The 24,949-nt window shown below is 34.2% G+C and carries 20 protein-coding genes; 5 read left to right on the top strand and 15 right to left on the bottom strand.

What is annotated here, in order from left to right; all coding sequences use genetic code 11:
• Positions 1 to 123, top strand: coding sequence for a FeoB-associated Cys-rich membrane protein (locus GQ47_RS23505; RefSeq protein WP_152561069.1), 123 nt, complete (start codon positions 1 to 3; stop codon positions 121 to 123).
• Between the two features lie 427 nt (positions 124 to 550).
• Here the strand turns inward: GQ47_RS23505 and GQ47_RS20685 are convergent, their stop codons facing one another.
• From GQ47_RS20685 to GQ47_RS20675, 3 genes are all read right to left on the bottom strand, one after another.
• A complete protein-coding gene (locus tag GQ47_RS20685; protein ID WP_035653485.1) occupies positions 551 to 1,201 on the bottom strand; it encodes an HD domain-containing protein in 651 nt (216 codons plus the stop codon).
• 205 nt (positions 1,202 to 1,406) lie between these two features.
• Positions 1,407 to 2,399: an acyl-ACP desaturase gene (locus tag GQ47_RS20680; protein ID WP_035652599.1), complete on the bottom strand. Its 993-nt coding sequence runs from the start codon at positions 2,397 to 2,399 to the stop codon at positions 1,407 to 1,409.
• Positions 2,400 to 2,453: 54 nt separating this feature from the next.
• Positions 2,454 to 3,194, bottom strand: a complete 741-nt coding sequence (locus GQ47_RS20675; protein ID WP_035653482.1) for a lysophospholipid acyltransferase family protein — start codon at positions 3,192 to 3,194, stop codon at positions 2,454 to 2,456.
• Between the two features lie 125 nt (positions 3,195 to 3,319).
• Here GQ47_RS20675 and rnpA point away from each other — a divergent pair, with 125 nt between their 5' ends.
• The 4 genes from rnpA to GQ47_RS20655 all read left to right on the top strand — a co-directional run bounded on the left by rnpA (position 3,320) and on the right by GQ47_RS20655 (position 7,097).
• Positions 3,320 to 3,724: a ribonuclease P protein component gene (gene rnpA / locus GQ47_RS20670; protein ID WP_035652597.1), complete on the top strand. Its 405-nt coding sequence runs from the start codon at positions 3,320 to 3,322 to the stop codon at positions 3,722 to 3,724.
• Positions 3,725 to 3,794: 70 nt separating this feature from the next.
• Positions 3,795 to 4,646 carry a DUF4349 domain-containing protein gene (locus GQ47_RS20665; protein ID WP_035652594.1) on the top strand — a complete coding sequence of 284 codons (852 nt, stop codon included), beginning with the start codon at positions 3,795 to 3,797 and terminating at the stop codon, positions 4,644 to 4,646.
• Between the two features lie 2 nt (positions 4,647 to 4,648).
• The gene (locus GQ47_RS20660) at positions 4,649 to 6,286 is read left to right on the top strand and encodes a S41 family peptidase (protein ID WP_035652592.1); all 1,638 of its coding nucleotides are present in this window, start codon (positions 4,649 to 4,651) and stop codon (positions 6,284 to 6,286) included.
• A 7-nt stretch (positions 6,287 to 6,293) separates the two neighbouring features.
• Positions 6,294 to 7,097 (top strand): OmpA family protein, encoded by an 804-nt coding sequence (locus tag GQ47_RS20655; protein WP_035652590.1) that lies wholly within the window; start codon positions 6,294 to 6,296, stop codon positions 7,095 to 7,097.
• 151 nt (positions 7,098 to 7,248) lie between these two features.
• On the opposite strand, the gene GQ47_RS20650 is transcribed toward GQ47_RS20655, so the two are convergent.
• The 12 genes from GQ47_RS20650 to GQ47_RS20595 form a co-directional block, all read right to left on the bottom strand.
• Positions 7,249 to 7,695 carry a GNAT family N-acetyltransferase gene (locus tag GQ47_RS20650; protein ID WP_035652587.1) on the bottom strand — a complete coding sequence of 149 codons (447 nt, stop codon included), beginning with the start codon at positions 7,693 to 7,695 and terminating at the stop codon, positions 7,249 to 7,251.
• Between the two features lie 100 nt (positions 7,696 to 7,795).
• Positions 7,796 to 8,443, bottom strand: coding sequence for a DUF1579 domain-containing protein (locus tag GQ47_RS20645; protein ID WP_035652581.1), 648 nt, complete (start codon positions 8,441 to 8,443; stop codon positions 7,796 to 7,798).
• A gap of 143 nt (positions 8,444 to 8,586) precedes the next feature.
• Positions 8,587 to 9,552 carry a DUF4837 family protein gene (locus tag GQ47_RS20640; protein ID WP_035652579.1) on the bottom strand — a complete coding sequence of 322 codons (966 nt, stop codon included), beginning with the start codon at positions 9,550 to 9,552 and terminating at the stop codon, positions 8,587 to 8,589.
• Positions 9,553 to 9,597: 45 nt separating this feature from the next.
• Positions 9,598 to 11,424 (bottom strand): LysM peptidoglycan-binding domain-containing protein, encoded by a 1,827-nt coding sequence (locus GQ47_RS20635; RefSeq protein WP_035653479.1) that lies wholly within the window; start codon positions 11,422 to 11,424, stop codon positions 9,598 to 9,600.
• A 110-nt stretch (positions 11,425 to 11,534) separates the two neighbouring features.
• Positions 11,535 to 12,722: a phosphoglycerate kinase gene (gene pgk / locus GQ47_RS20630; RefSeq protein WP_035652577.1), complete on the bottom strand. Its 1,188-nt coding sequence runs from the start codon at positions 12,720 to 12,722 to the stop codon at positions 11,535 to 11,537.
• Between the two features lie 258 nt (positions 12,723 to 12,980).
• Positions 12,981 to 13,484: a hypothetical protein gene (locus GQ47_RS20625; RefSeq protein ID WP_051951700.1), complete on the bottom strand. Its 504-nt coding sequence runs from the start codon at positions 13,482 to 13,484 to the stop codon at positions 12,981 to 12,983.
• A 9-nt stretch (positions 13,485 to 13,493) separates the two neighbouring features.
• Positions 13,494 to 14,189, bottom strand: a complete 696-nt coding sequence (locus GQ47_RS20620; RefSeq protein WP_035652574.1) for a pirin family protein — start codon at positions 14,187 to 14,189, stop codon at positions 13,494 to 13,496.
• Between the two features lie 18 nt (positions 14,190 to 14,207).
• Positions 14,208 to 14,951 carry a dioxygenase family protein gene (locus GQ47_RS20615; RefSeq protein ID WP_035652571.1) on the bottom strand — a complete coding sequence of 248 codons (744 nt, stop codon included), beginning with the start codon at positions 14,949 to 14,951 and terminating at the stop codon, positions 14,208 to 14,210.
• Between the two features lie 290 nt (positions 14,952 to 15,241).
• Positions 15,242 to 15,931 (bottom strand): LytR/AlgR family response regulator transcription factor, encoded by a 690-nt coding sequence (locus GQ47_RS20610; RefSeq protein ID WP_035652570.1) that lies wholly within the window; start codon positions 15,929 to 15,931, stop codon positions 15,242 to 15,244.
• Positions 15,928 to 17,019, bottom strand: a complete 1,092-nt coding sequence (locus tag GQ47_RS20605; RefSeq protein ID WP_035652569.1) for a sensor histidine kinase — start codon at positions 17,017 to 17,019, stop codon at positions 15,928 to 15,930. The genes GQ47_RS20610 and GQ47_RS20605 overlap by 4 nt, the downstream gene beginning before the upstream one ends.
• A 158-nt stretch (positions 17,020 to 17,177) precedes the next feature.
• Entirely contained in the window at positions 17,178 to 18,152 is a 975-nt protein-coding gene (locus GQ47_RS20600; RefSeq protein WP_035653473.1) for a PorP/SprF family type IX secretion system membrane protein, read from the bottom strand.
• Positions 18,153 to 18,195: 43 nt separating this feature from the next.
• Positions 18,196 to 24,949, bottom strand: a 6,754-nt coding sequence (locus GQ47_RS20595; protein ID WP_035652566.1) for a T9SS type B sorting domain-containing protein, incomplete at its 5' end; no start/stop codon positions are given.

Below are 24,949 nucleotides of genomic sequence, written 5' to 3'. Positions count from 1 at the left end.
ATGATTCAAGAAATTATAGCTTTCGCCATATTAGGATTTGCCATTGCATTTCTTATTAAGAAATTCTTCTGGAACTCTAAAAAGAAAAAAGACTGCGGAGATGGAAATTGTGGATGTTCTTAAAAAAGATAATGACATCCTAACATTCTAGAGAAATTTCAAAAAGCTTCACGAGATTAAAATTCTTTGTGAAGCTTTTTTGTTTTTCATAAAGCTTTTCTAAAATAAAAAATGTCTTATTTTAATGATTTTAAAGCTTTTAGTGTGCATTTATAATGAATGGTAAATTTATTTTTACATCAATAAAACTACATTAAAATGACAAACTTTGAAAAAGAAGAAATTGTAAGAGACAACAGAGTTGCTAGATTATTATGGTTTTCTTTTGGATTTTTGTGCGCTTTCGGGATAATGTGCCTTTTAAAATTCAAATTATAAATCAATATTAAAAGTTCTTGTAATTAAAATAGAATCTCATTTAAAACAAAAAAGCAACTTCAGAATTTGAAGTTGCTTTTTTGTTTATTTGAAATGAATTCTCTCTCGAAAACTATTTTACTCCTTCCCACTCGGCATAAAATTGGGCTAGAAAGGTTTCCATAAAATAATGTCTTTGAGCTGCAATTTCTTTGCCTTTTTCCGTATTCATTTTGTCTTTCAAAAGTAAAAGCTTTTCGTAGAAATGATTAATAGTTGGAGCATTGTTCTTTTTATATTCCTCTTTTGTCATGTTAGTTATTGGAGCAATTTCAGGATTGTATAAAGCTCTGTTTTTAAATCCGCCATAATTAAACGCTCTCGCAACGCCAATAGCTCCTATTGCATCCAAACGATCCGCATCTTGAACAATATCTAATTCGACAGAAGAAAACTTCTTTTCAAAATTTCCGCCTTTATAAGAGATATTTTCAATAATATTTACAACATGCTGAATTATGTCTTCTGAAACATTTTCTGTTTCTAAAAACGCACGTGCTGTCTTTGGACCAATGGTTTCGTCGCCGTTATGAAATTTGCTATCGGCAATATCATGCAATAAAGCACCAAGCTGTACAATTGTAATATCACAATCTGTATCTTTTGCAATTAGCAAAGCATTTTTATAAACACGTTCAATATGAAACCAATCATGTCCGCCTTCAGCATCGTTTAATTTTTCTTTTACAAAAGCAATTGTTTTGTTTATTAAGGATGTATTCATAAGTGCATTTTGAAATTTTTGAGCCCTTTTAAAGCCTTTTGTTTTATTCGAGATAAACTGCTTTAATAAGATCTTAATTGGTATTTTATAAAAAATGTTGATTGCAAAAAGCTGGTAAGCCTCTAACAATCAACATATGTTTTATGTTTTATTTTAAATCGCAACTTTGTTGCAATTAATAAAATCTACATTAAAAACTTTAAAATTAAAGTCTAGCTGGCTCTACCCATTTGAAGATATGACCTTCAGCAGGAATTACCAATCTTTCAGAAATTTTAGCCATACGTCCTGGTAATTTCATTAGATAATCACGCGCTTTTTCGGCTTCATCAGTCAAATTAGAAATTTTATCAATTTCCCATTTAGTGATCAATTTTTGCATAATGTCAACGTAATCATTTGCAGTGTAAACACCAATACGTTGCGCTGAATCTGAAAACTGCTCAAATGCAGAGCTGATTTTTTGACCAGATTCTCTTAAAAAGTGCGCTGGCATAACGATTTTTTGCTTCATCATGTATTGAAAAGCAAGCATCATTTCGCTTGGATCAACCTGAAAAATTCTAGTAACAAACTCGCTGTATGCATGATGATGACGCATTTCGTCGCCCGCAATCATTTTACACATTTTAGACAACTTGTTATCACCAAATTTCTTCGCCATCTGTGCTACTCTATTATGCGATACGTAAGTTGCTAATTCCTGAAAACTAGTGTACACAAAATTTTTGTATGGGTCAGTTCCAGTTCCAATATCAAACCCGTCGTTGATTAAATGCTGTGTTGTCATTTCGATTTCACGCATGTTCACACGACCAGACAAATACAAGTATTTATTTAAAAGATCTCCGTGGCGATTTTCTTCTCCAGTCCATTGTCTGATCCATTTTGACCATCCATTTCCGCCGTTTTCAATCTGATCTATTCCTTCTACATCCATTAACCATGATTCATACGTAGGCAAAGCTTCCTCAGTGATGGTATCACCAACAAGCGTAACCCAGAAATCATATGGTAATTCTTTAGCAATTTCACGCAATTCTTTAACCTCTTCAAAGAAATTTTCTCCTTCAGAATTAGGCAAGAAATCTGACGGCTGCCAAATTTTTTCCACTGGAATTAAATACTGTTCAACGAAGCTATCCACGTTTTTTTCCAAAAACTGCATTACTTCTAATCTAATGTTTTTTATAGACATTACTTATTTTTGATTTGGGATTTAAGTTTCAGCACTTTGGCTAAAAACAAAAATCTATTTATACTCGTTTACTCCTTCTACAACTGCCTTTTCAGTCAAAGCCATTAATTCGGCAAAATCATAATCTTTTACCGCCATTGCTTTGTGAGCTGTAAAAGTCAGATTGTTTCCTAAACCTACAGGAAACATTCCATAGCGAACCATTTTCCATGAATTATTAATACTCACCGGCACAACATAAGCTGATGGTGCGTATTTACATAAGATTTTTAAACCGCTTTGGGCAAATTCTTTAGGCTTTCCAGTCTTGCTGCGGGTTCCTTCCGGAAAAATAACTGCCGATCTGGTATTTTTTTCGATATATTCAGACAAGCCTTTGATTACAGGAATAGCTTGTTTAGGGTCTTTACGGTCAATAAGCACTGATCCACCATGTTTCAAATTGAAAGAAACACTTGGAATACCGCTTCCTAACTCTTTCTTACTTACAAATTTACAATGAAAACGTCTAAAGTACCAAATCATTGTAACGATATCGTACATACTTTGGTGATTGGCAACAAAAATAATTGGAACTCCTGTCGGAATATCTTCTACTCCCGTCACTTTATACGTTGTTCCAACAAGATTTGTACATCTTAAAAGCCAAAAGTTCAAATAATCCACACTTTTTTTGTGCGCCTGATATCCAAAAACATTTAAGCAAAACCATTGTATCGGATGAAAAACCACCAAACACAATCCAAAACATAAATAGTAAATAACAGATATTGGGTACGAAATTATCTTTTGCATGCCTGAAAAATTAATTGCCAAAAGTAGTAAATATATTTTTAGCCTTATAAAAATTGAAAACAATAACTGTTTTTCTCGTTTAATTGTACCTTTGCCGTAAAATTTGCAAATTTTTTCTGAACTAAATGAGCTTTACTTACCCTAAAAATGAACGCTTAAAAAGCAAAACGACAATTGGATTACTATTTTCTGAAGGGAAATCGGTGTCAAAATATCCGCTCCGTTTGGTTTATCGTGAAGCGGAAGAAAATTCAGAAGAAAAAATCAAACTTGGTGTTTCGGTTTCTAAGAAATATTTCAAAAAAGCCGTTGACCGAAATTACTTCAAAAGAGTGTTGCGAGAAACGTATCGATTGAACAAGCATTTGCTTTTGGATCAATTGAATCAGCCGTATTCCATCATGTTTTTTTATCAGACAAAAGACAAATTATCGTATCAGGAAATCAACACCAAAACGATTCAGTTATTTGAGAAATTTTTGCTTCAAATCAATAAAACTCCAGATTCTGAACAGAAAATCGAATCGTAAATTTCAAAACATAAGATTATTAATCAAATTAGACAAAAAAATCGTAGTTTTAGCTCTAAATTGAAATTTTATGCGTCATATTTTCATTTTATCTTTTTTGTTTCTAATTCTTTTTGGATGTAGTAAATCTTCGGATTCTGCAGAAGAAAATTATGCTATTCAAACTGTACAAATGCCTGCAAAAGCAGAAAATGTTGCTTATGACAAAAAGCTAAGTCCGAACGATGCTCCACCGCCACCTCCGCCTCCAATCAAGGAAAAAATCGAACAAAAAATAATAAAAGAAGCGACTTTAAAATTTGAAACCGATAATTTAGAAAATTCTTTCAGTCAAATTCAGCAAGCTGTTGCGAATAGTAAAGCTAGAATCATAAACGATTCTGAAGGAAAAGACTTTGGATCTATTTTTAGAAATCTTACTGTAAAAGTACCAAGCCAGAATTTTGACCGTTTTATAAGTGATATTTCTAAAGGTGTTTCTTATTTTGAGGTTAAAAATATCTCCGCCGAAGACGTTACAGAACAATACATTGATCTGACTTCCAGATTGAAAACAAAGAAAAAACTTGAGGAACGTTATCTTGAAATTTTAAAAAAAGCGAACAAAGTCAGTGAAATTTTAGAAATTGAAGAACAAATCTCAACAATTCGCGAAGAAATTGAATCTAAAGAAGGTCAACTAAAATATCTGGAAAGCAGAGTTTCTGAAAGTACTGTTACCATTGAATTTTACAAAACAATTGCCGAAAAAGAAGGCATCAAAATATCTTACGGTTCCAAACTATGGGAAGCAATTAAATCAGGATTTTTTACTTTATCCGATTTATTACTTTCGTTATTAAGTGCTTGGCCGTTTGTCATATTATTTTGTTTGTTTGCCTATTTTATTAGAAGAAGATTAAAAAGAAGAAAAAAAGCATAATCATGTACCCATATTTAAAAAAGAAGTTCGTCATACCAACCGTTGCGGCGGGATTATTATTTATTGGAACCAGTTTCAAAGAAGATTTTTTTGAAATTGCGAAACAAATAGAAATCTTCACGACTTTATTCAAGGCCGTTAATACAAATTATGTTGACGAAACCAATCCGGGCGATTTGATGGACAAAGCCATTAAAAGCATGTTGGGAAGTTTGGATCCTTACACCGTTTACTTTAACGAACAGGATGTTGTGAATTTCAAAATCAACAATACTGGGGAATATACTGGAATTGGCGCTTTGATTTCCAGAAAAAAAGACCGTTTGATTGTTCGCGAACCGTACAAAAATTATCCAGCAGACAAAGCGGGATTAAAAGCGGGCGACGAAATTATTCAAATTGGTGATGTTTTGATAGCAGATTATAAAGATGATGCTTCTCAATTAATGAAGGGAACCAAGAATACCAAAATCCAAATCAAATACCTTCGTCAGGGAAAAACCAATACAACAGAATTGGTTTTGGATGAAGTTGATATTAAATCGGTTCCGTTTTACGGAAAAATTGATAACAAAACAGGTTACATTGTTCTTTCTCACTTTAGCAGAAAAGCTGCTGCTGAAGTAAAAGACGCTTTGGAGAAATTAAAAGCAGATGGAGCAACTCAAATTGTATTAGATTTAAGAGGAAATCCGGGAGGTTTATTAAACGAAGCGATTGATATCTGTAATTTATTTGTTCCGAAAAACGAAGTGATTGTTACAACAAAATCAAGAATTGAAAAACACAATAACACCTATAAAACGACTAAAGAACCAGTAGATACTGAAATTCCACTAGCAATTTTGGTTAATGGAAGAAGTGCATCCGCATCTGAAATTGTTTCCGGAGCATTACAGGATTTGGATCGTGCCGTGATTTTAGGAAGCCGCAGTTTTGGTAAAGGATTGGTTCAACGTTCTGTTGATCTGACTTACGGAACACAATTGAAAGTTACTATTTCCCGCTACTACACTCCTTCAGGACGTTGTATTCAGGCTTTAGATTATGCGCATAAAGACAAAAATGGTGTTGCTCAAAGAACGGAAGCAAAAAACTTTAACGCTTTTAAAACCAGAAAAGGAAGAACGGTTTATGATGGCGGAGGTGTTTTGCCTGACATTGAATTGGACGAAACCAAAATGAGTCCGATAACGAGTGCATTATTGAAAAACGACGGTATTTTTGACTATGCAACGACTTATTATTATAAAAACCCAAATCTTGGCGATAAAATTCCGGTTCTGACTGATGCTGACTATGCAGGTTTCAAACAATATTTAAAAACCAATAAAATCAGTTTTGACACCGAAACTGAAGTTGCTTTGAAGAATACACTAGCAGCAGCAAAAAATGAAAAAATCGACGAAACAATTGCTCCTGAATACCAACAATTACTGGCAGCATTAGAAAAAAGTGAAACTACACTTTTAGACAAAAACCAAAAGGAAATCAGAAATTTAATTCAGGAAGAACTCATCAAAAGATATCAATATCAAGAAGGTTTATATCAATTTTATTTAAAAAACAATTCAGAAATTAAGAAAGCGGTCAGCGTTTTAAATAATCAAACTGAGTACAAAACGATTTTAAAAATGTAAAAATGAAATGAAACTTTGTTTAGCCCTATTTCTGTTTATTATTTACAATTTATCGGCACAGCAAAAACCTATCAAAACCATCTATTTTGAGTTTGACAAATATGATCTAACTCCTCTACAAACCGAAGTTGTAATTAATTTCATTAAAAGTATTGACACGGCAAAAGTCGAGTCAATACAAATCTACGGATACTGCGATGATCGCGGTACAGACGAATATAATTTTAGATTATCGAACAATCGTGCCAATACGATTCAAAATCTGTTGACATCTGCAGGATTCAATCAAAGCAAAATTGTAATTCTAGAAGGAAAAGGCCGTATTGTAGTACGACCTGATACTGTCGAAAACCTTCATGAAACCCGCACCCGAAATCGACGGGTTGATTTGATAGTAGTAAAACGAAACAGTTTTGGAAAAGGCATTTACACTTCTTTTAAAGACAATTTAAAAGTTGGCGACAAAATCTATTTAGAAAGTATATTATTCGATATTGGAAGTTCAGTATTAACCTCAACTTCAAAAAAAGAATTGGACAAAATTGCTGAGAAACTTCTTCATCAAAAAAGTATACAATTTGAAATAAGAGGTCACGTTTGCTGCACACCCGATTTATACGAAGACGGAATTGACAAAGCCACCAAAGAAAGAAGACTTTCATGGAACCGCGCCAAAACCGTTTTTAATTATCTAAGCTCTAAAAAAGTATCTAAAAACCGAATGACTTATCAAGGTTGCGGCAATAAATATCCGCTAGGAAAAGGAGATAAATATGACCGTAGAGTTGAGTTTTTGATTACGAAGATTTAAATCGTTTAAATAAAAAAAAACTTCATTTTACTTAAAGTAATACTTTAAAAAAAACTGTTATTAAATTATTTTTTAGATAATTATAAAAACATTTTATCGAAAAAATAATTAACGCAACTTTTTTGCATTAAATGTTTTTGCGCTAAAATTCTTAACCACGAATCATTTCAATATGTTCAATATCATCTTCTAAATACATTTCGCTAGTTTGTACAAATCCGTGACTTTCGTAGAACTTTTTAAGATAAAGCTGAGCACCAATTGTAATTTGATCTTTGCCAAAATTTTGTTTAATAGCTTTAATTGACTCACGCATTAAATCATGTCCCCATTTTCTATCACGATAATTGGCATCGACAACTACTCGCCCAATCGATGCATTATCAAAACTGATTCCGGCATCAAATAAACGCGTGTAAGCAACAATTTTGCCATCAAATTCACCAATTAAATGCAAACCTTTCTTGTCTTTGCCGTCAAGGTCCAAATAAACGCAGTTTTGCTCCACTACAAAGATTTCACTTCGTAGTTTTAGTAAATCATATAGTTCGTTAACCGTTAATGCCTCAAAAGGCTTTATTTTCCATTTTAATTCCATTATCCATTATTGTTGTAGTCGAAAAGACGAAATTAGTTTAAAAAAAGAAATTCCAATCACAAACTGTAATTGGAATTTCTTTAAATGAGAAAATATCGTTTTATTTCTTCTTCGAAATAATTTCCATGCTTTTATATTCGGCACCGTTTTTCATATCATACATTTCGAATTTTCTAGTTGTCGGATCAACAATAGTATAAACTTCACGATAGGGAGTTTTTTTCCCCTTTACAGGATCTACAGTTTCTCCTTTTAATTCGATTGTTTTTGAGCTTTCGTCATATTTACCATAAGCCACCATCATTCCGGTTCCCATATTGTCAATAAAAGTATTCGTAAATTCTTTAGTGGCATTATTATATGCTAATGTTCCTTTTCCTTCAAAAGGAGCTCCCATAATAGTACCTTTATAATCAGTTTCTTGATAACGCCCGCCGAAAAGCATTTTTACGGTTGCTATTGAAGTTGCTTTTTCAGGTTTCCCATTTGGTTCATACCAAAAAGTCATATCACAAGTCCATGTTCCAACTTCCTCTGTCATTATTTTATGAGGCTCTCCGGGAGTTGCATACGCTTGCCATGCTTTTATCTGGGTTGCAGAATCTACAGGTGCTTCAGCTTCAGTAATTGGTTCTTCGGTTTTAATACTGTCTGAATCCTTTGTTGTTACTGTTTCTGTTTTTACTTCTTTTTTACAAGAAATAAAACTTAATATCAATATTACTAATATTCCGGCTACATTTTTCATAAGTATTTGTTTTTATGTTTGTTACAAACAAATTTAATGAAAAACATTTAGTTTCAAGTTTCAGGTTTCAGGTTTCACTAAACGAAAAGCTTAATTTTAACACACAGATAGAACATGAAACCTGAAACTTGAAACCAAAAAAACTACTTTTTATCAATCTTAACTGATTTAATAATCGCTTCTAAGTCCAACATTAAATCGCGTTCCTGATTGGAAGGCGAATAACAAAAACCTTCAATCACTAAAATCCGATTATATTTTTCATCAATAATGGCGTAATTAATAAAAGGTCCGGCCATAAAATCATTTCTCATTTCCCAGCTTCCTTTCGTTTCATAGGCTTTTTTTCCGTCCAAAAGTGTTGATGTAAAATAAGGTGCATAAGCTTCACCGGTAATCATTCGGGTATTTGGTTCTCTACCCTTTATGTATGCACCGACAGAGTCTCGCATTTTTATAATATCACCAACTATATTTGATTTTTTAAAGGATCGAAGCGGAACCTGATAAACAAGCAAACTTGTATTACCGCTTATAATGTTCTTCTTAAGCCAAATAAAATTCTTTTTATGAAGCATGTATTCGTAACCAACAGGAATTTCAAGCGTGGCATGGAATTTATTTTTGATAATAGCCTGATTTAGTAATGATTTGCTATTATCCTGTTGAATTTTTTCAATTTCAGCATCACGGATAATTTTTATCATTTGAGCTGAATTCAATTCAATACTGCAAATAATATCATCTACTGATTTTCCGTAAATACGAAAAGTATTGTGTGGGAGTTTTTTGCTTCGAATGATTTCGAACTTGTCGGTTGCTGCTTTTTTAACAACAATTATACTTCTACTATCGGTAACAAAACCTTCGAGTAAGCGTGCTGGATATTGATTGATTGTAAAGAGAGGCTCTTCCTGAGTCAATCCCCAAACAGGAGAAGCAAATTTATTTCTGATGGTGTCGCCAACCTCACCGTACCACAACTGGTCATCTATGATAACCGAAATTGTGTTAGTTTTACCTGATACAGGTTGGGATTGTTTATCGTTTTTAAGACATGAGATCAATAAAAACGGCACTAATAGAAATAAAAAAAGGGTTTTATTCATTTTTTTAATTTATGAAATAAAACCCAAATTTAGATGATTTTTTTATTATCCGTTTATTTTAAGTTTCATTCCGGGTTTAATATCTCCATCTTTAATACCATTCCATTTTTTAATATCTGAAATTGTAACTCCAGGATATTTTTTAGAAATGCTGTAAAGAGAATCTCCTTTTTTAACGTAATAATCTTCACTGATTTTTTTAGATGCTGCACCTTTTTTGAACGATTCAATAGAAATATTCGACGCGATAGCAGTATTTACATTTGCAGTTTCTTCAATTGCAGGAACTTCTTTAGAAATCACTAAAGTTTTTCCTAAACCAATATTGTTTGAAGTAAGACCATTAAGTTCTTTTAACTCCGCAATAGTCGTACCGAATTTTTTTGCAATGCTTCCTAAATTATCTCCAGCCGCTACAACATATTCCTGTGGTGTAGCAACTTTTTCTTTATCATCAGCAGCTGCAATTGCTTCTTCAGACTTTTTCTCTACAGCAGGAATTACTTTTACATCTTTTGAAATCTTAGATGTATCAACATCCGATTTGATTTTCAATGTTCTTCCTAAAGCAACATTATTTGATTTTAATCCATTCCATTTCTTTAAATCGGCGAGATTTACATCGTATTTTTCTGCAATTGCTCCTAAATTATCACCTTTCTGAACTTCATAAAATTGGAAATCCGAATTTGTTTTCTGAGATTGCAATCTTACTTTCGGTGCCACTTTCAAAGCCAATTTTGCTGGCATTGTGCGTACCGTCGACATATAATCAACATAAGCATAAATTTGCTTTTCGTTAGAAACAAAAGTCGCAATTTTATCTTTCGGAAGACGAAGGCAATGTTGTTCACCTTGATAAAAAGGCACAACATTTAATTTATAAGAAGGATTTAAAAGCTGAATTTGAGATTGAGGCATATCAAGCAAATCGGCGATTTGTTTGAAAGTCATTTCTTTTTTAATGTTCAGCGTATCTGTTTCGAAGTTTTTGACAACAGCTCTTTCTGGGTTGATTCCATGTTCTTTATGATATTCAAAAAGATACATTGTTGCATAAAATGCCGGAACATAACCTTGCGTTTCTTTTGGAAGATTACTGCGAATATCCCAATATTTTGTTTTTCCATCAGAGCGACGAATGGCTTTAGTAACGTTTCCAGGTCCTGAATTATAAGATGCTAAAACAAGTTCCCAATCATTAAAAACCTCAAACATTTTGGTAAAATAATCGCTTGCTGCAGCTGTAGATTTCATTGGGTCGCTACGCTCATCAACATAAGAATCGATTTTTAAAGCGTATTGTTTTCCTGTGCCATACATGAACTGCCAAAGTCCTGTGGCGCCCATTTTAGAAACTGCTTTAGGATTTAAAGCAGATTCTACAACGGCTAAATATTTGATTTCTAAAGGAACATTATTCTTTGCGAACGATTCCTCAAAAATTGGAAAGTAATATTCTGATAAAGCCATTAATCGAGAAAACGATTTTTTACGATTCTTAAGAAATGACTTTATTAAGTTTTCTAAACCTTGATTGTATTCTATATTAAACGGAGATTTTTCGTTCATCGCCTGCAAACGCTGTTTTAGCAATTCTGTTGGCAATTCCTGATCAACTGTTACATCCGAATTAATGGTTTGAATATCTTTTGATAGATCATCATAAATATCAAGACTTGTTAATTCTTTCATCCAAAGACTGTCTGCTTTTGCAGCCACGTCATTTTTTTTGAATGTGCTTTTAACCGAATCGAGATACGATAATTTTACTTCTGGCTTTACTTCTACTTCTGATGATGCAGATTGCTGTGCAAACATTGACATTGAACATAGAACTCCGACTATTAAAGATATTTTCCGTACAATCATATAACATTTTTTTAAAATCTTATAAATCAATAAATTATAAGAGACGTATTTTTGCAAAACTAAAAAGTTTAGTGTTTAAAAATACGCAAAAAAATGTTAATTGTGATATTTTATTCTAAAATTGCTGCAATTCCAGGTAAAACTTTACCCTCAAGCATCTCTAGCATAGCTCCACCACCTGTTGAAACGTAACTCATTTTATCTTCAAAACCGAATTGTTTTACAGCAGCAACAGAATCTCCGCCTCCTACTAATGAAAACGCACCGTTTTCTGTAGCTTCAGCGATATAATCACCTAAAGCGATTGTTCCTTTTGAGAAAGTTTCCATTTCAAAAACTCCTAATGGACCATTCCATAAAATAGTTTTAGACTCTAAAATTACTTTTTTGAAGTTCTCTAAAGATTTTGGACCTGCATCAAGACCTTGCCATCCGTCAGGAATTGCTGTTACATCAACAACCTGAGTGTTTGCAGTGTTTGAGAAATCATCTGCAGCAATTACGTCAACTGGAATGTGAACCTGAACACCTTTTTCTTTAGCTAATCTTAAAATTTCAAGAGCTAAATCTTGTTTGTCATCTTCGCAGATTGATTCACCAATTTTTCCACCTTGAGCTTTAACAAAAGTAAAAGTCATACCTCCACCGATAATCATGTGATCCACTTTATCTAAGATATTTTCGATAACCGTAATTTTTGAAGAAACTTTAGAACCTCCAAGAACAGCTGTTACAGGCTTTTCGCTGTTTTTCAAAACTTTATTTAAACTGTCAATTTCTTTAGCCAATAATGTTCCGAAACATTTTTCAGTTGGGAAAAACTGAGCAATAATTGTAGTCGAAGCGTGTGCTCTGTGTGCAGTTCCAAAAGCGTCGTTTACATAAATATCTCCAAGTGAAGCCAATTCTTTTGCGAAAGCAACATCTCCAGCTTCTTCTTCTGCGTGGAAACGTAAATTTTCTAATAAAAGAACTTCTCCTGGTTTTAAATCTTTTGCAGCAGTTTGAGCTGGTTCTCCAACACAGTTTTCAGCAAATTTCACTTGAACTCCTAAAATTTCAGAAGCTGTTTTTAAAATATGTTTTAATGAGTATTTTTCTTCAGCACCTTTTGGTCTTCCTAAATGTGACATTAAAATTACACTTCCGCCTTGCGCTAAAATAGCGTCAATTGTAGGTTTCGCAGCTTCAATACGTGTTGCATCAGTTACATTGAAATTTTCATCTAAAGGGACATTAAAATCAACACGAATAATTGCTTTTTTATTTTTAAAATCGAAATCGTTTAAAGTTTTCATTTGACTAGTTTTTTAATTTTTTTGAAAGAACAACAAATATAGAACTTTTGGAGTACTAATAAATTCGGATATACTAAAAAATCGATAATTAAAAGAACGAAAACGTTATAATTTCACAAATAAATTGGTTTATTAAATATTAAACACAATTTTAAATGCAAATTTTACATCTTCTTTTATATAAAAAAACCTTTCCTGTCTACAGACTGACAGAAAAGGCAAAAAATGAAACGAATAATTTCTGTTTTTTTATGCTTACTATTTATTTTGGAGAAAACAGATCGATAAATTCTTTTGAACAGGAAACATGATAGTTTCGAATTCGTTAGTTTCTTCTATATTTTTAGAAACCAGATAATTTCCTTCGACAATTCCGAAATAAGTTAATAAAGGCGAATAAAAAGTAATTCCGATTTTATGTTTTGATGAATCTGAAGTATCTGTATTGATAATATCCAGCTGATAATTGATAAATGGAAAATATGCATTTCCGAGAACATCTGTAACACGATGAAAATTGCCTTTTAACTGTTCGACATAACCACTTGCTGCAATTCCGGTTAAAAAATGCAATTTCTCTGCTTTTCCATTTTCGGCTAATAATTCACGGAAAGTATTTTTTGGACTTGTTTCAGAATTAAACTGCTGACTTTGCATTTGGTATTCTTTGAAAGTATCTTCGAAAACATACTTGTCCCAAAGAAAAGTCGAAGAAGAATCAATAACAATTCGATAAGCGAGTTTTATTTTCTTGATTTCCATTTTCTTAATTTACTTATCCAAAGGAACTTCCATAACTAATAAAACAGCATTTTCAGATAATGCTTCCCATTCAATAGTTCCAACTTTTTTAATTCCTAAACCGTCTTTTGCTTCTAAAAGTCGGTTTTCAATTTCGAAAGCGCCATGAATAACAAAAACAAAAACACCATTTTCAGCATTTCTCAAAGCAAAAAAACCTTCTTTTCTTCCATCATAAACACCGATGAAACCAATTGCTCTTTCAATTTCGAATAAATTATTCAGTTTATTATGAGCATTTAAATCTACCTTATATTGCTGAAAATAATTTTTGAAATATTGTTTTCCCATCTGAAAATCAATTTCGAGGTAACTAACATTCTCTTCTTTATAAGGATTAAATATTTCTATTTCCAAATCATCGTCTGCGGCTAAGACTCTAATTTGATCGACACGTAGAAACTCCTCATTACCGATATTATCCTTATATTCAATTCCGCCGAATAGTGGCAGAATAATAACATTCGTATTTGAACTAACAAATCTTGTGATATGTTGTTGGGGGGCTAATATCACTTCGTTAAGGATTTTTAAAGATCCGAATCCGTTTCTGGATAAATCCTGATAATTTTCGAAGTTAAAAGTTGAAAAACGGTTGTGTTTCGGAGAATTGAAAGCACCTCGAAAATCTGACTTATAAATTTGAGCTGGTATTTGAACTATCATTATAACTTAATTTTAAAACTAGGACGCCACATTAATTGTATGCGTTAAAACAAAACCATCACTTACGCTTCCGGTTACAGTTGACATTTCGTTTGCCACTGAATCAGAGAAAACGTTATCAGATGCATTATTAGTATAACCACTCAAACCTTTTGTATAACCATTTTGCGTTGATGCGTTGACTAGCGCGACCGCACTGCTTGATCCTTCAGGAAAAGCAATTTGCGTAACCAACAACGATGTTCCGCTTGAGTTGTAAATATGAACATGAATATGCGTCGCGCGGCCAGAATACCAACCTGGGAAAATTGAAGTAAAAGTGACCAGACCATTTTCGTCAGTTGTTTGCCTTCCTCTTAAAAAATGCACCGAAGTGTAATTTACAGATTGCATTGAAGTTCCGCCATATTCAGAATAATAACCGTCTTTATCACAATGCCAAATGTCTACAATAGCATCTTTTAAAGCAGCACAATTTGCTTTTGTGTTTTTGATTGTAATTTTAATAGTAAAACCAACGCCGGTTCTGTCCATTACAATATTTGATTTTACTAAAGATGATGGCGTAATTGTTGGAAAAGGTCCGGCTGTTTCTGAAGGACTAACAGAACAATCGCCAGAAGATGATCCTGAACCAGAAGAAGAACCTGAGTCCGTTGAGGAATCAGACACATCATCTTTACTGCATGAGTTGATAATAGGAATTGCCAAAGATGAAATTCCGATTAAACCCAAACCTCTTAAAAACTCTTTTCTTTTCATTGCTTTTTGTTTTAAATGTTATACCAATAGAATGATTAACAGTTCTTTTCGAGTAAAATTATTCGAAATTAAAGCGTTGGAAAATGTTTGAGGTAAACCACAAAATTTATGAGGTAAACGGAGAAAATATATTTTTTTGTAGTAAAAATAAGTCGATTATACTATTCTTACTATTTGGAAAATGGCACACGGATGACACTGATTTAAGCGGATAAAACGGATTTTATATTATTATCCGTGAAAATCCGTTTTATCCGCGTTATCTGTGTACCATTAAATTAGCCATATTTTTATTTTTGATCTAGAAGTGCAAAAAAAGCTTCTTCGTAACTGGCGCTAACTGGAATTTCGGCCTGATCTATAAAAATGACTTTGTTTCTAATTTTCTCAATTTTAGAAACTGGAACAATAAACGATCGATGCACCCGAATAAATTCGGTTTCAGGCAATTTTTGAAGGATTGCTTTTAATGTCATTCTTGCGACAACTGTTTTTTGATTCTGAATATGAATTTTCAGATAATCATCTAAACCTTCGATATATAAAATATCTGAAAACAGGATTTTTATCAAACTATAATCTGCACGAATGAAAAGATGTTGTTGTTCAATATTTTGATTTTGTAGTTTCCATTGTGAAAAAGCTTTTTCAGTCGCTTGCTGGAAACGGGAAAGTGAAATTGGTTTTAAAAGATAATCTGTTGCGCTAAGTGTAAAGCCTTCAACAGCAAATTCAGAATAAGCTGTTGTAAAAATGACCATTGTTTTGTGAGGCAGTTTTTTGTAAAAATCCAAACCAGAAATTGACGGCATATTGATATCCAAAAACAATAAATCAACGGGATATTTCTTTAGATATTTAAACGCTTCATCTGATCTTGTAAAAACTTTATCCAATTCTACATAATCAATAGTGTCGCATAAACTCTGAAGAATTTCTAATGCCAAAGGCTCGTCATCTAATGCAATTGCTTTTATCATCCTACTTTTATAGATAGATTTACAACGTATTTTTCTGGAGTATCTTGTATTTTAAGCTGATGTTTATTTGGGTAAACCAACTTTAATCTTTCAATTGTATTCTGAAGTCCAATTCCAGATTCAGACTGTATTGAAAAAGTCTTTTTATTAGAAACCAATAAAGTCAGTTGTTCCTCTTTTATATCAATACTGATAGAAATTTCAGAAGTTTGATCTGGGTTTACACCATATTTAAATGCATTCTCAATGAAAGAGATTAAAATTAAAGGTGTGATTTGTTTTCCAATAGTATTTCCTGTGACTTTATAATCTACAATAACGGTATTGCCCAAACGTGTTTTTTGGAGTGAAATAAAATTATTGATGTAGTTGATTTCTTTGGTCAAATCAATAACTTCATCGTTAGAATTGGTCATGATATAACGCATTAACTCTGAAAGCTGCACGACTGCATCTGGCGTTTTATCGTCTTTTTTTAATGCCAATGCGTAAATGCTGTTTAAAGTATTAAATAAAAAATGCGGATTGATTTGCGCTTTTAGAAATGCCAATTCCGATTTTACTTTCTCTTTTTCAACACTCTGCAATCTTCCTGTGATAGCAAAAAGTAGACTTGATATTACGCCAATTAAATAAACCAAAGCGGTATGTCCATACTGTGTTGGCGGACCGCCTACAAAATCAAAAGGCATTTCTTTAACCATCGAAGGGGGCGGAGGAAATTTTTCTGGAAACAAACCAGGATTGTGTTCAAAATGCTCCGAAGGATTTCTAAAATCTAAAAAATTTCGGGCAGGATGATCTAAAGTGGTTGATATCCAAAGAAAAAAAAGAAGAAATCCGATGATGATGGAATAGTATATGAACTTCTTTTCGGAAAAATAGAATTTCGGAATTAAGTAGTAATAGTTAAAATAGAAAAAGCAGAGTAATGTAAAATAGATAAAAAAGTAAATACGATCATGCGCATTGGTGTATAAATGCGGCAATGAAAAAATCGTATTTGTCGATGTGAAGGCATACGGCAAAAATAAAAAAGCGAGGCACAAAACAATGTGTTTCGCGTAAAGTGAAAATTTAGCTTTCATAAATCAAATTTGATTTGTCATTTTGACGATGCAAATTGATACTATTCAAATTTAATGTTATTGTAAGTTTATTTCAAATTATTGCGGTAAAAACACATAATGTTGCGACTCGCTTTGTAATAATGGCTTCTTTAGCCTAAGAAATGGTTTTGTTCTTATTAATCGTGAACTGGACTCTGCGTACAAGGACAGTTACTGATAGCCTGCAAGAAATCAAAACCTATGGTTACTACGTGAGTACCTGTATTATAATTTCCTAAATCGTTGAACATAACCTGATAGGAATATCCGAAGTAAAATCTAGACTTCATAAAACCAGCCATTGGTCCGACAGATAATGGTTTTGGGAACTGGTCGTTTAACATACGGTATGAAACTCCGATCCAATAATAATCTTCATAACGATTGTAACGTCTGTATTTGAAGTTGAAATCGGTTGTAGAACGTTTATCACTTGCAAAATATTGATAGAAGATAGATGGTTCATATTCGATTCGTCTATTTTCTCCGTCGTTAAAAACATATCCTGTATACACCTGATAGTTTGAAAGCAGATTTGGCTCTACTCCACGATATTTATCAACGTTTTTCTTCAATACGTTATTCGCATTAAAACTCAAATAGAAGTTTTTATTACGATACAAAGCACTAATGTCAAAGTTATTATTTCCCGTATAACGATTATCTGTTACCGAAGGATCCAGGATTGGATGTTCAATCGTATTGTTAAATTCATCAATATCAATTCTGAAACTGTTGAAGTTATACGAAATACCAAAAGACAAATATTGCTTAGAATAATAATCCAAAATCAAGTGATGCGCAAAGGAAACCTTAGCACCCGTTTGTCTTGTGTATCCATTTTTATCATTGTAAATCGAGATTCCAACACCCGAACGATCCAGGATTCTAAAATCAGCATATAAAGACTGGTTTTCAGGCGCATCTTTAATTCCGACCCACTGCGTCAAACCATTCGCTCTAATTCGAAGATTATCTCCAATACCAGCATAAGCAGGTGAAAGTACAAATGGGTTATCAGCTAAATACTGGGTAAACACCGGTAGGTTTAACTCTTGGCTGTAACTTGTTGTTACAGCCATGAGTACTAGGGATAAAATAAACTTTTTCATTGTAATAATTTTTTTAGATAACATCATTGGGGCTCAAATTTTGTTATCTGTATAAAGTGAAATGTCCAACAAACTCTCTTGCATCTTTCTCGTCATTTAGTTTAAGAACATACCAGTAATCACCTGAAGGCAATTCCTCTCCATTGTATCTTCCGTCCCATTTTTGACCATAGTGATATTTAGCAATTACACGACCGTATCTGTCGAAGATTGAGAATTCAAGGTTGTTGTAAATATTAGTACAACCAGGTCCCCAAGTATCGTAAACACCATCTCCGTTAGGCGTAAAGTAATTATCTAAACAAACATCAACATATATCGCTGGAACTGTAATAGTCGACGTACAACCATTTTGATCTCTAACAACTACTACATAATCACCAGATTTGTAGATTTTGTATGTGTTAGAAGATGTGAACGGTTCTCCGTTGAAGCTATACTCATATCCTGGTGCTCCACCTGTTGCCGTTACTGAAATGATATTCATTTCAGGTTTACCTGCAGATAAAGCAAGTTTTAATGGCTGAACAGCTTTGATTTGGAAACTTGCTGTTGGCACTTCACAACCGTTAGTATGTCTAGCCGTTACGTAGTGATTACCTGGAGCAAGATTTCTAAAGATGTTGCTTGGTTGATAAGCACCTGTTCCGTCAAGTTGGTAATCAACATCAGCAAGGTTCGTTATGCTCTTATCAACAGTGATCGTCACCATATTAGCTGCTTTATTGTCAACACAGTCATAATTTACTTCAGCTGTTGGATTCAGAACAACTGGCAATGGCATGTTAATCGCAAGTAAGTTCATACATCCTGCTGCATCTGTAAAGTAAACTGTATGTGTACCACCAGTTAAGTTAGTAAAGTCAAATATCGTCTGACCTGCTGCACCTGCAGTAAATGGACCTTTTTCATTATCCAGACTTACTTTATATGGAGCAGTACCACCTAAAATTTCAACACTAAATGCACCGTCTTTGTCACCAACACATACTTCAGGAATCATAGAGTTTGGAACTTCTTTTCCTCTCAATAATTCTGGCTGTGTAATTGTGAAAGTGTATACCTCGTTACATCCGTTTGCATCGATTGCTGTTACTGTATACTGACCAACCGCTAAGTTCTCAAATACATTTTTAGTATCGTATTGATCAGAGTCTGGAGAAATAGAGTATTTGTATGCTCCAGTTCCACCAGTTGCAGTGATTACCATTTTACCATTGCTTTCACCAAAACAGCTCACATTTGTTTGAGCAAAATCAACTCTAAATGGAGTTTGAGGCTCAATAATTTCAAATGCCGCACTCACTTTACTACAATCTCCACTTTGTACACCTACTCTGTAGAAACCTACTGGCAAGTCTAAGAATGTACCATTGTTTTGTGCTGCACGTACGATATTTGTACCTGTAGTTCCGCTATACAATGTATAAACATAGTTTCCTAAACCACCTTCTGCCTGAGCAATCAAGATCGCTGTTGCATCACCTTTACATCTTACAATTGCACTAGAAACATCTAGACCAACAGTTAAAGGAATCAATGGAGCAACAGTAATACCATTTGTTGCAAATCCTGTACAACCGTTAGCATCTTTAATAATGTAGCTATAAACTCCCGGAGCAACATTAAATGTAACTGAAGAAGTGAATGTTCCTAAAACTGTAGTTCCATTTAAACTATAAGTATAAGGAGCTTTTCCTCCAACAGCACTTAATGTAAGCTGTGCTTGTGTAGTACAAGTTTCAATCTTAGATTGGATTAAAGTTCCTTCTACAATTGTAGGTTCGTTAATCACAATCTGAGCAGATGTAGCAGAACAACTAAATCCGTCTGTAACAGTTACTGTGTAAGTTCCTGCACCTAATCCTGCAAATACAGGGCTTGATTGTGGACCTTCAACACTAATAGGGGTATCAGAAATCTTATTTAATGTGTACATATAATTACTTCCCTGACCTCCTGTTGGAAGAGCTACAGTAATTACTGCACTCTTATCTCCATGACAAGACAACATTGTTGTGCTTGCTGTTGGGTTTACCACAATTGGTGCTGGATTAACAAGTGTTGCTGTTGTTGTAGCAATACATCCTTTTGCATCTCTCACATTGATTGTATAAGCACCAGCTGTTAAACCTGTAAATACATTCTCTGTAGAGTACGTTTTGCTTACTGGACCAACTAGCTCATATTCATAAGTCATATCATATCCACCAGAAGCTGCAACTGAAATTGTTCCGTCATTGTTTCCAGCAGCACATGTAATTGGCGATTGTGTTTTCGTAATCGCTAATGGAGCTATTGGTTGTTTAATGCTGAATACAGTACTTACTGTACATTGTGGACCAGTAGCACTAGTTAATGTAGCTGTTACTGTATATTGTCCCGCTGTTAATCCAGTAATTGTAACAGGACCTGCAGTTGAAGAAGTTCCTGAACTTGGTACTGGACCAGTTATTGTGTATGTAAATGCTCCTGCATCATTTGTTGGAATCAATAAAGTGTCAACAAACAATAAGTCTACACTTCCATCAGCTGTTCCGTAGCATATTTCACCACTTATTGGAGTAGCTTTGATTATGAAAGTATTAGGATCATATATGTAATGATAATCTTTAATTGTACATCCAGTTGCTGGGTTAAATACAGTTATTTCATATTTTCCAATCGCTAATCCAGAGAATAATCCTGTTGGATTTGTCTGATTGAATACAGTGCCTTCTATACCTTTAAGCGTATAAACTAATCCTGTTGGAGTTCCTCCTGTTGCAGTAACAGAAACCTGAATAGTTTCATTTGCAACACAAGTAATTGGCGTCACTACAGCAACATTTAAGTCATCCATAGTAATAAATGGTGCAATTGTAATTGGAGTCGTAGAAGATCCTATGCAACCATTGCTGTCAAATACTCTAACAGTATAAGAACCACCTGCAAGATCAGTTTCATTGTAAACATTAGAACTGCTGCTTTGAACTACAGTTCCGTTTTTACTGAACTCATAAAGAACATAAGGACCTGTACCACCTGTCACAGAATTAACTGTAATACTAGCAAAGTTAGTTGTGTTTGTACCTGTTGTACATACAAATGATGTAACAGCTGGCGCATTAACCACAACTGGTGCTGGTTGTATAATTCTTGTATCTGCTTGAGCATTACAACCTCTTCCAGAAGTTACTCTTACGGTATAATCACCTGGTAAAAGATTATCAAAAACATTCTCTTCTTGAGGTCCTCTACTTACAGCTACATTTCCAATAGTTGTTCCTGTTAACGTGTAAGTATAAACTGGGTTGTCATTTACGCCTGGAGCGTTTGGAGCTAAATGAACAATGATTAGTCCATTAGAATCACCATTACACTTAACATCGTATTTCTCTAAACTAAGACCTGTAATAAGTGTTGCTGCTTTCATTTCAACAGTAACAACATCTTTACATCCAGTTGTTAAATCTTCAACTGTAATTGTATGAGAACCAGCAGCCATATTGTTGAATGTTGCTGTTGTTCCTGCAATTACCGGAATATAAGCTCCAGAAGTGTATTTATAGTTTCCAGAACCACCTGTCGCTTTCGCTACAATTCTTCCGTCAGGGAAATCACAACTTGGTAATTTCTGAACATCTAATTGTAAGTCAAGAGCTCCACTGATTACAACAGCACCTGTTACAGTAGTTGTACATCCGTTGGCATCTTTAACCGTAATATCATAAGAACCTGAAGAGTTCACACTGAATGTTGGACTTGCTTGGAAGCCACCACCAATGCTGTATTCAAATGGTCCAACTCCTGAAGTCACAGTAACTGTGAAATCGTAAGTTCCAGTTGCACTTGGACATTGGCTAGCAACATTTGCTGTAATACCACTTGGAAGTGGAGCAGTTGAAATATTTTGTGTTTTAACTAAAGTTGTACATCCGTTAAAATCTTTCACATAAACATCCCAAGCTAAAACAGTTCCGTTATTAGTATCAACAACAATTTTGTTATCAGTACTGTAAACTGTTGGAGCAGCAGTTCCACTTGCAACAGCAGCATAACTATAAGCTGGAGTACCTCCAGTTGCAGTTACTGTGATAGTTGCATTTTTATTATTACAAGTAATATTTGTAGCGGCCATTGTAAAGTTCAATGCAGCAGCTGGCTGGTTAACGATGAAGTTAGAAACATTATCTGTACATCCTGATGTATTATCAGTAACTGTGAATGTGTAACTAGCTGCAGTTAATCCAGTGTAAGTCACTACATCACCTGTTTGCGTGAATGTTCCGTTATTTGGAGACAATGCAAATGTATAATTAGCCGGAGCGATATAATTGCTGATTGTAAAGGCAATAGATCCTGTTGTACCAGCATTACATAATACATCGCTCAATAATTGAGCATCTACACTGATTTCGCTTGCTTTTTTAACTTCAATTGAATTTAAAGTGCTACATCCATTAAAATCAGTAACTTTTATTACATAAGTTCCTGGCAATAGACCAGCGAAACTTCCTGTTGCATTTGAAGTAGCTGAACCTGTTGGTTGAGTAATCGCATAGTTAAATGGCGCAACACCTCCAACGATATTACTAACTGTCACAGTCGCAACACCTCCAACTGTATTACAGTAAATTGGCGTAGCCGAAAGATCGAATTTAGTTGGTGGATTATATCCAGGAACTGTTACAGATCCTGATACTCTACATCCATTAAAATCAACTACAACATAATTAATCGTAGATGCTGCGTTCACAATATGAGTAGGAGAAGCTCCAAAACTCACACCATTATCAAAACTATAGCTATAAGGTCCTGTACCATCATGAGCTGTAAGCGTAACTGATGCATCTTTTGCAGTGTTAGAAGGATCACATCCAAATGGTGAAACAACATTTGTAGCTGTTAAAACAACTGGGTCTGTGATATCAACATTAACTGCAGCTGAAGAACATCCTTTAGCATCCATAACAGCAATTGCATAAGTTCCTCTGCCTAATCCAGCAAAAATATTAGAGTTAACAAAAGTTCCTCCGTTAATGCTGTATTTGTACGGTGCAACACCATTCGAAGCTGTTACCGTGATACTTCCGTTCAAATCACCTTGACATAATGCATTTACTGCCGAAGTTGCAAATGTTGGAATAGTAAGCGGCGTTACTACTACCGGAACAGAAACTGCCTCACAAGTTACAGCATCTTTTACTCTGAAAGTATAAGTTCCTGCTGTACTAGTTACAAATGGCAATGCTGTAACTGGGTTATAAACACCACTGTTATTAAGATCATATTCGAAAGCATATGTTCCTGCACCTGTACCTTGCGTTGCTGTCAATGTAATTGTTGCATCGTTTGTAGTACAGTTTAAATCTTGAGTAAGAGTTGCTTGTATCAACAATTCTTGTCTTAATACATAAGTAGCTTTTGCCACACAACCATTACCATCTTTAATAAAGAATTCGTAAGTACCTGGAGCATTTAACGTAAAGTTAGGACTAGCGTAATAACCGTTACCGATACTATACATTGGTGGCGTTGCAATTGCTGGATCGGTTGTTCCTGTAATTGTAATTGGAACTGGTCCACCAGTGTAGCAATATACATTAGCATTAGGATTAATAGTTGGTGCCTGATGTTTCGTAATTGTAACAAGTACTTTATCAGAGCAAATCAAGTTTGCATCCTGAACATACACATCCCAATCATTTGATCCTAAATCATCATAAGCTAACACTGTACTATTGCTAGTTGAAAAGTCTGCTGCTGTTGGCGTAACCCCAGCTTTAACAAATGCATATTTGTATACTGGAGTTCCTCCTGTTGCTTGAACAGTAACGATAGAACCTAGGTAACAATTTGCTGCAGTTTTAGACACTAAAGCAACATCTAAAACAGCTGGCTGAGCAACATCGATTATTGCTGTAGCCGTACAACCTGTAATAGCATCTGTCACTGTAAGTGTATACGTATTAGCTGGTAAATTAGTTACTGTAATAACATCACCTACCTGAGTTGCTGTACCTAAAGCTGGACTTAATGAATATGTAAATCCACCTGCTTTGTTTTCAACTGTAAATTTAATTGAACCGTCAGTACCACCATTACAAGACACATTTTTAATTAATGAACTTGCAACTGTAATATTTGTTACCGGCGCAACAGTGTATGACTCATTATAAGTACAACCATTTGCATCTGTAATCTGGAATACATAAGTATCTGGATCTAAGTTTGCAAATGTTGTAGATCCTTGTTTAGCTCTTACAATAGGAGACAAAATCTCGTATTGGAATGGTCCAACCCCACCTGTATGACCTGTAATGTCAACTGTTCCTTTCACTAAACATGTTACTGGAACCGTTGTTGCGAATGTCAAGTCTGTTGGAGGGTTCAATGCTGGTACATTAACACCATTTGTGATAGTGAATGTACAACCATTTGCATCCTTAACGATTACATCAAATGTAATTCCAGCAAACGTCTCATATGTATTCGTTCCTGAGAAGCTTGTTCCATTGTCATAACTGTACTGATACGGAGATGTTCCTCCTGATGGAGTTACCGTAACAACCGCTTTTGATGGAGCATTGCCTGCCGTACATAATAAAGCTGTCGTAATCGTTGAACTCGCCGTCAATGGAGTCGGTTGAGCAATGGTTACCGGAACCGGTACTGCAATGATACATCCTTTGGCATCTTTAACTTCAACAGTATAATTAGTTGCTGCTGATAAGTTAGAGAAGATGTTTCCATCCTGATAAGCCGTAAGGATTGTTCCTCCTTGTGATAATTGATATTTGTATGGAGCAATTCCG

Source organism: Flavobacterium sp. ASV13 (genome assembly GCF_000745775.1).
Lineage (GTDB): Bacteria > Bacteroidota > Bacteroidia > Flavobacteriales > Flavobacteriaceae > Flavobacterium.
Note: the sequence above shows the minus strand (reverse complement) of the source record. Positions and strands in the feature narration are given on the sequence as shown.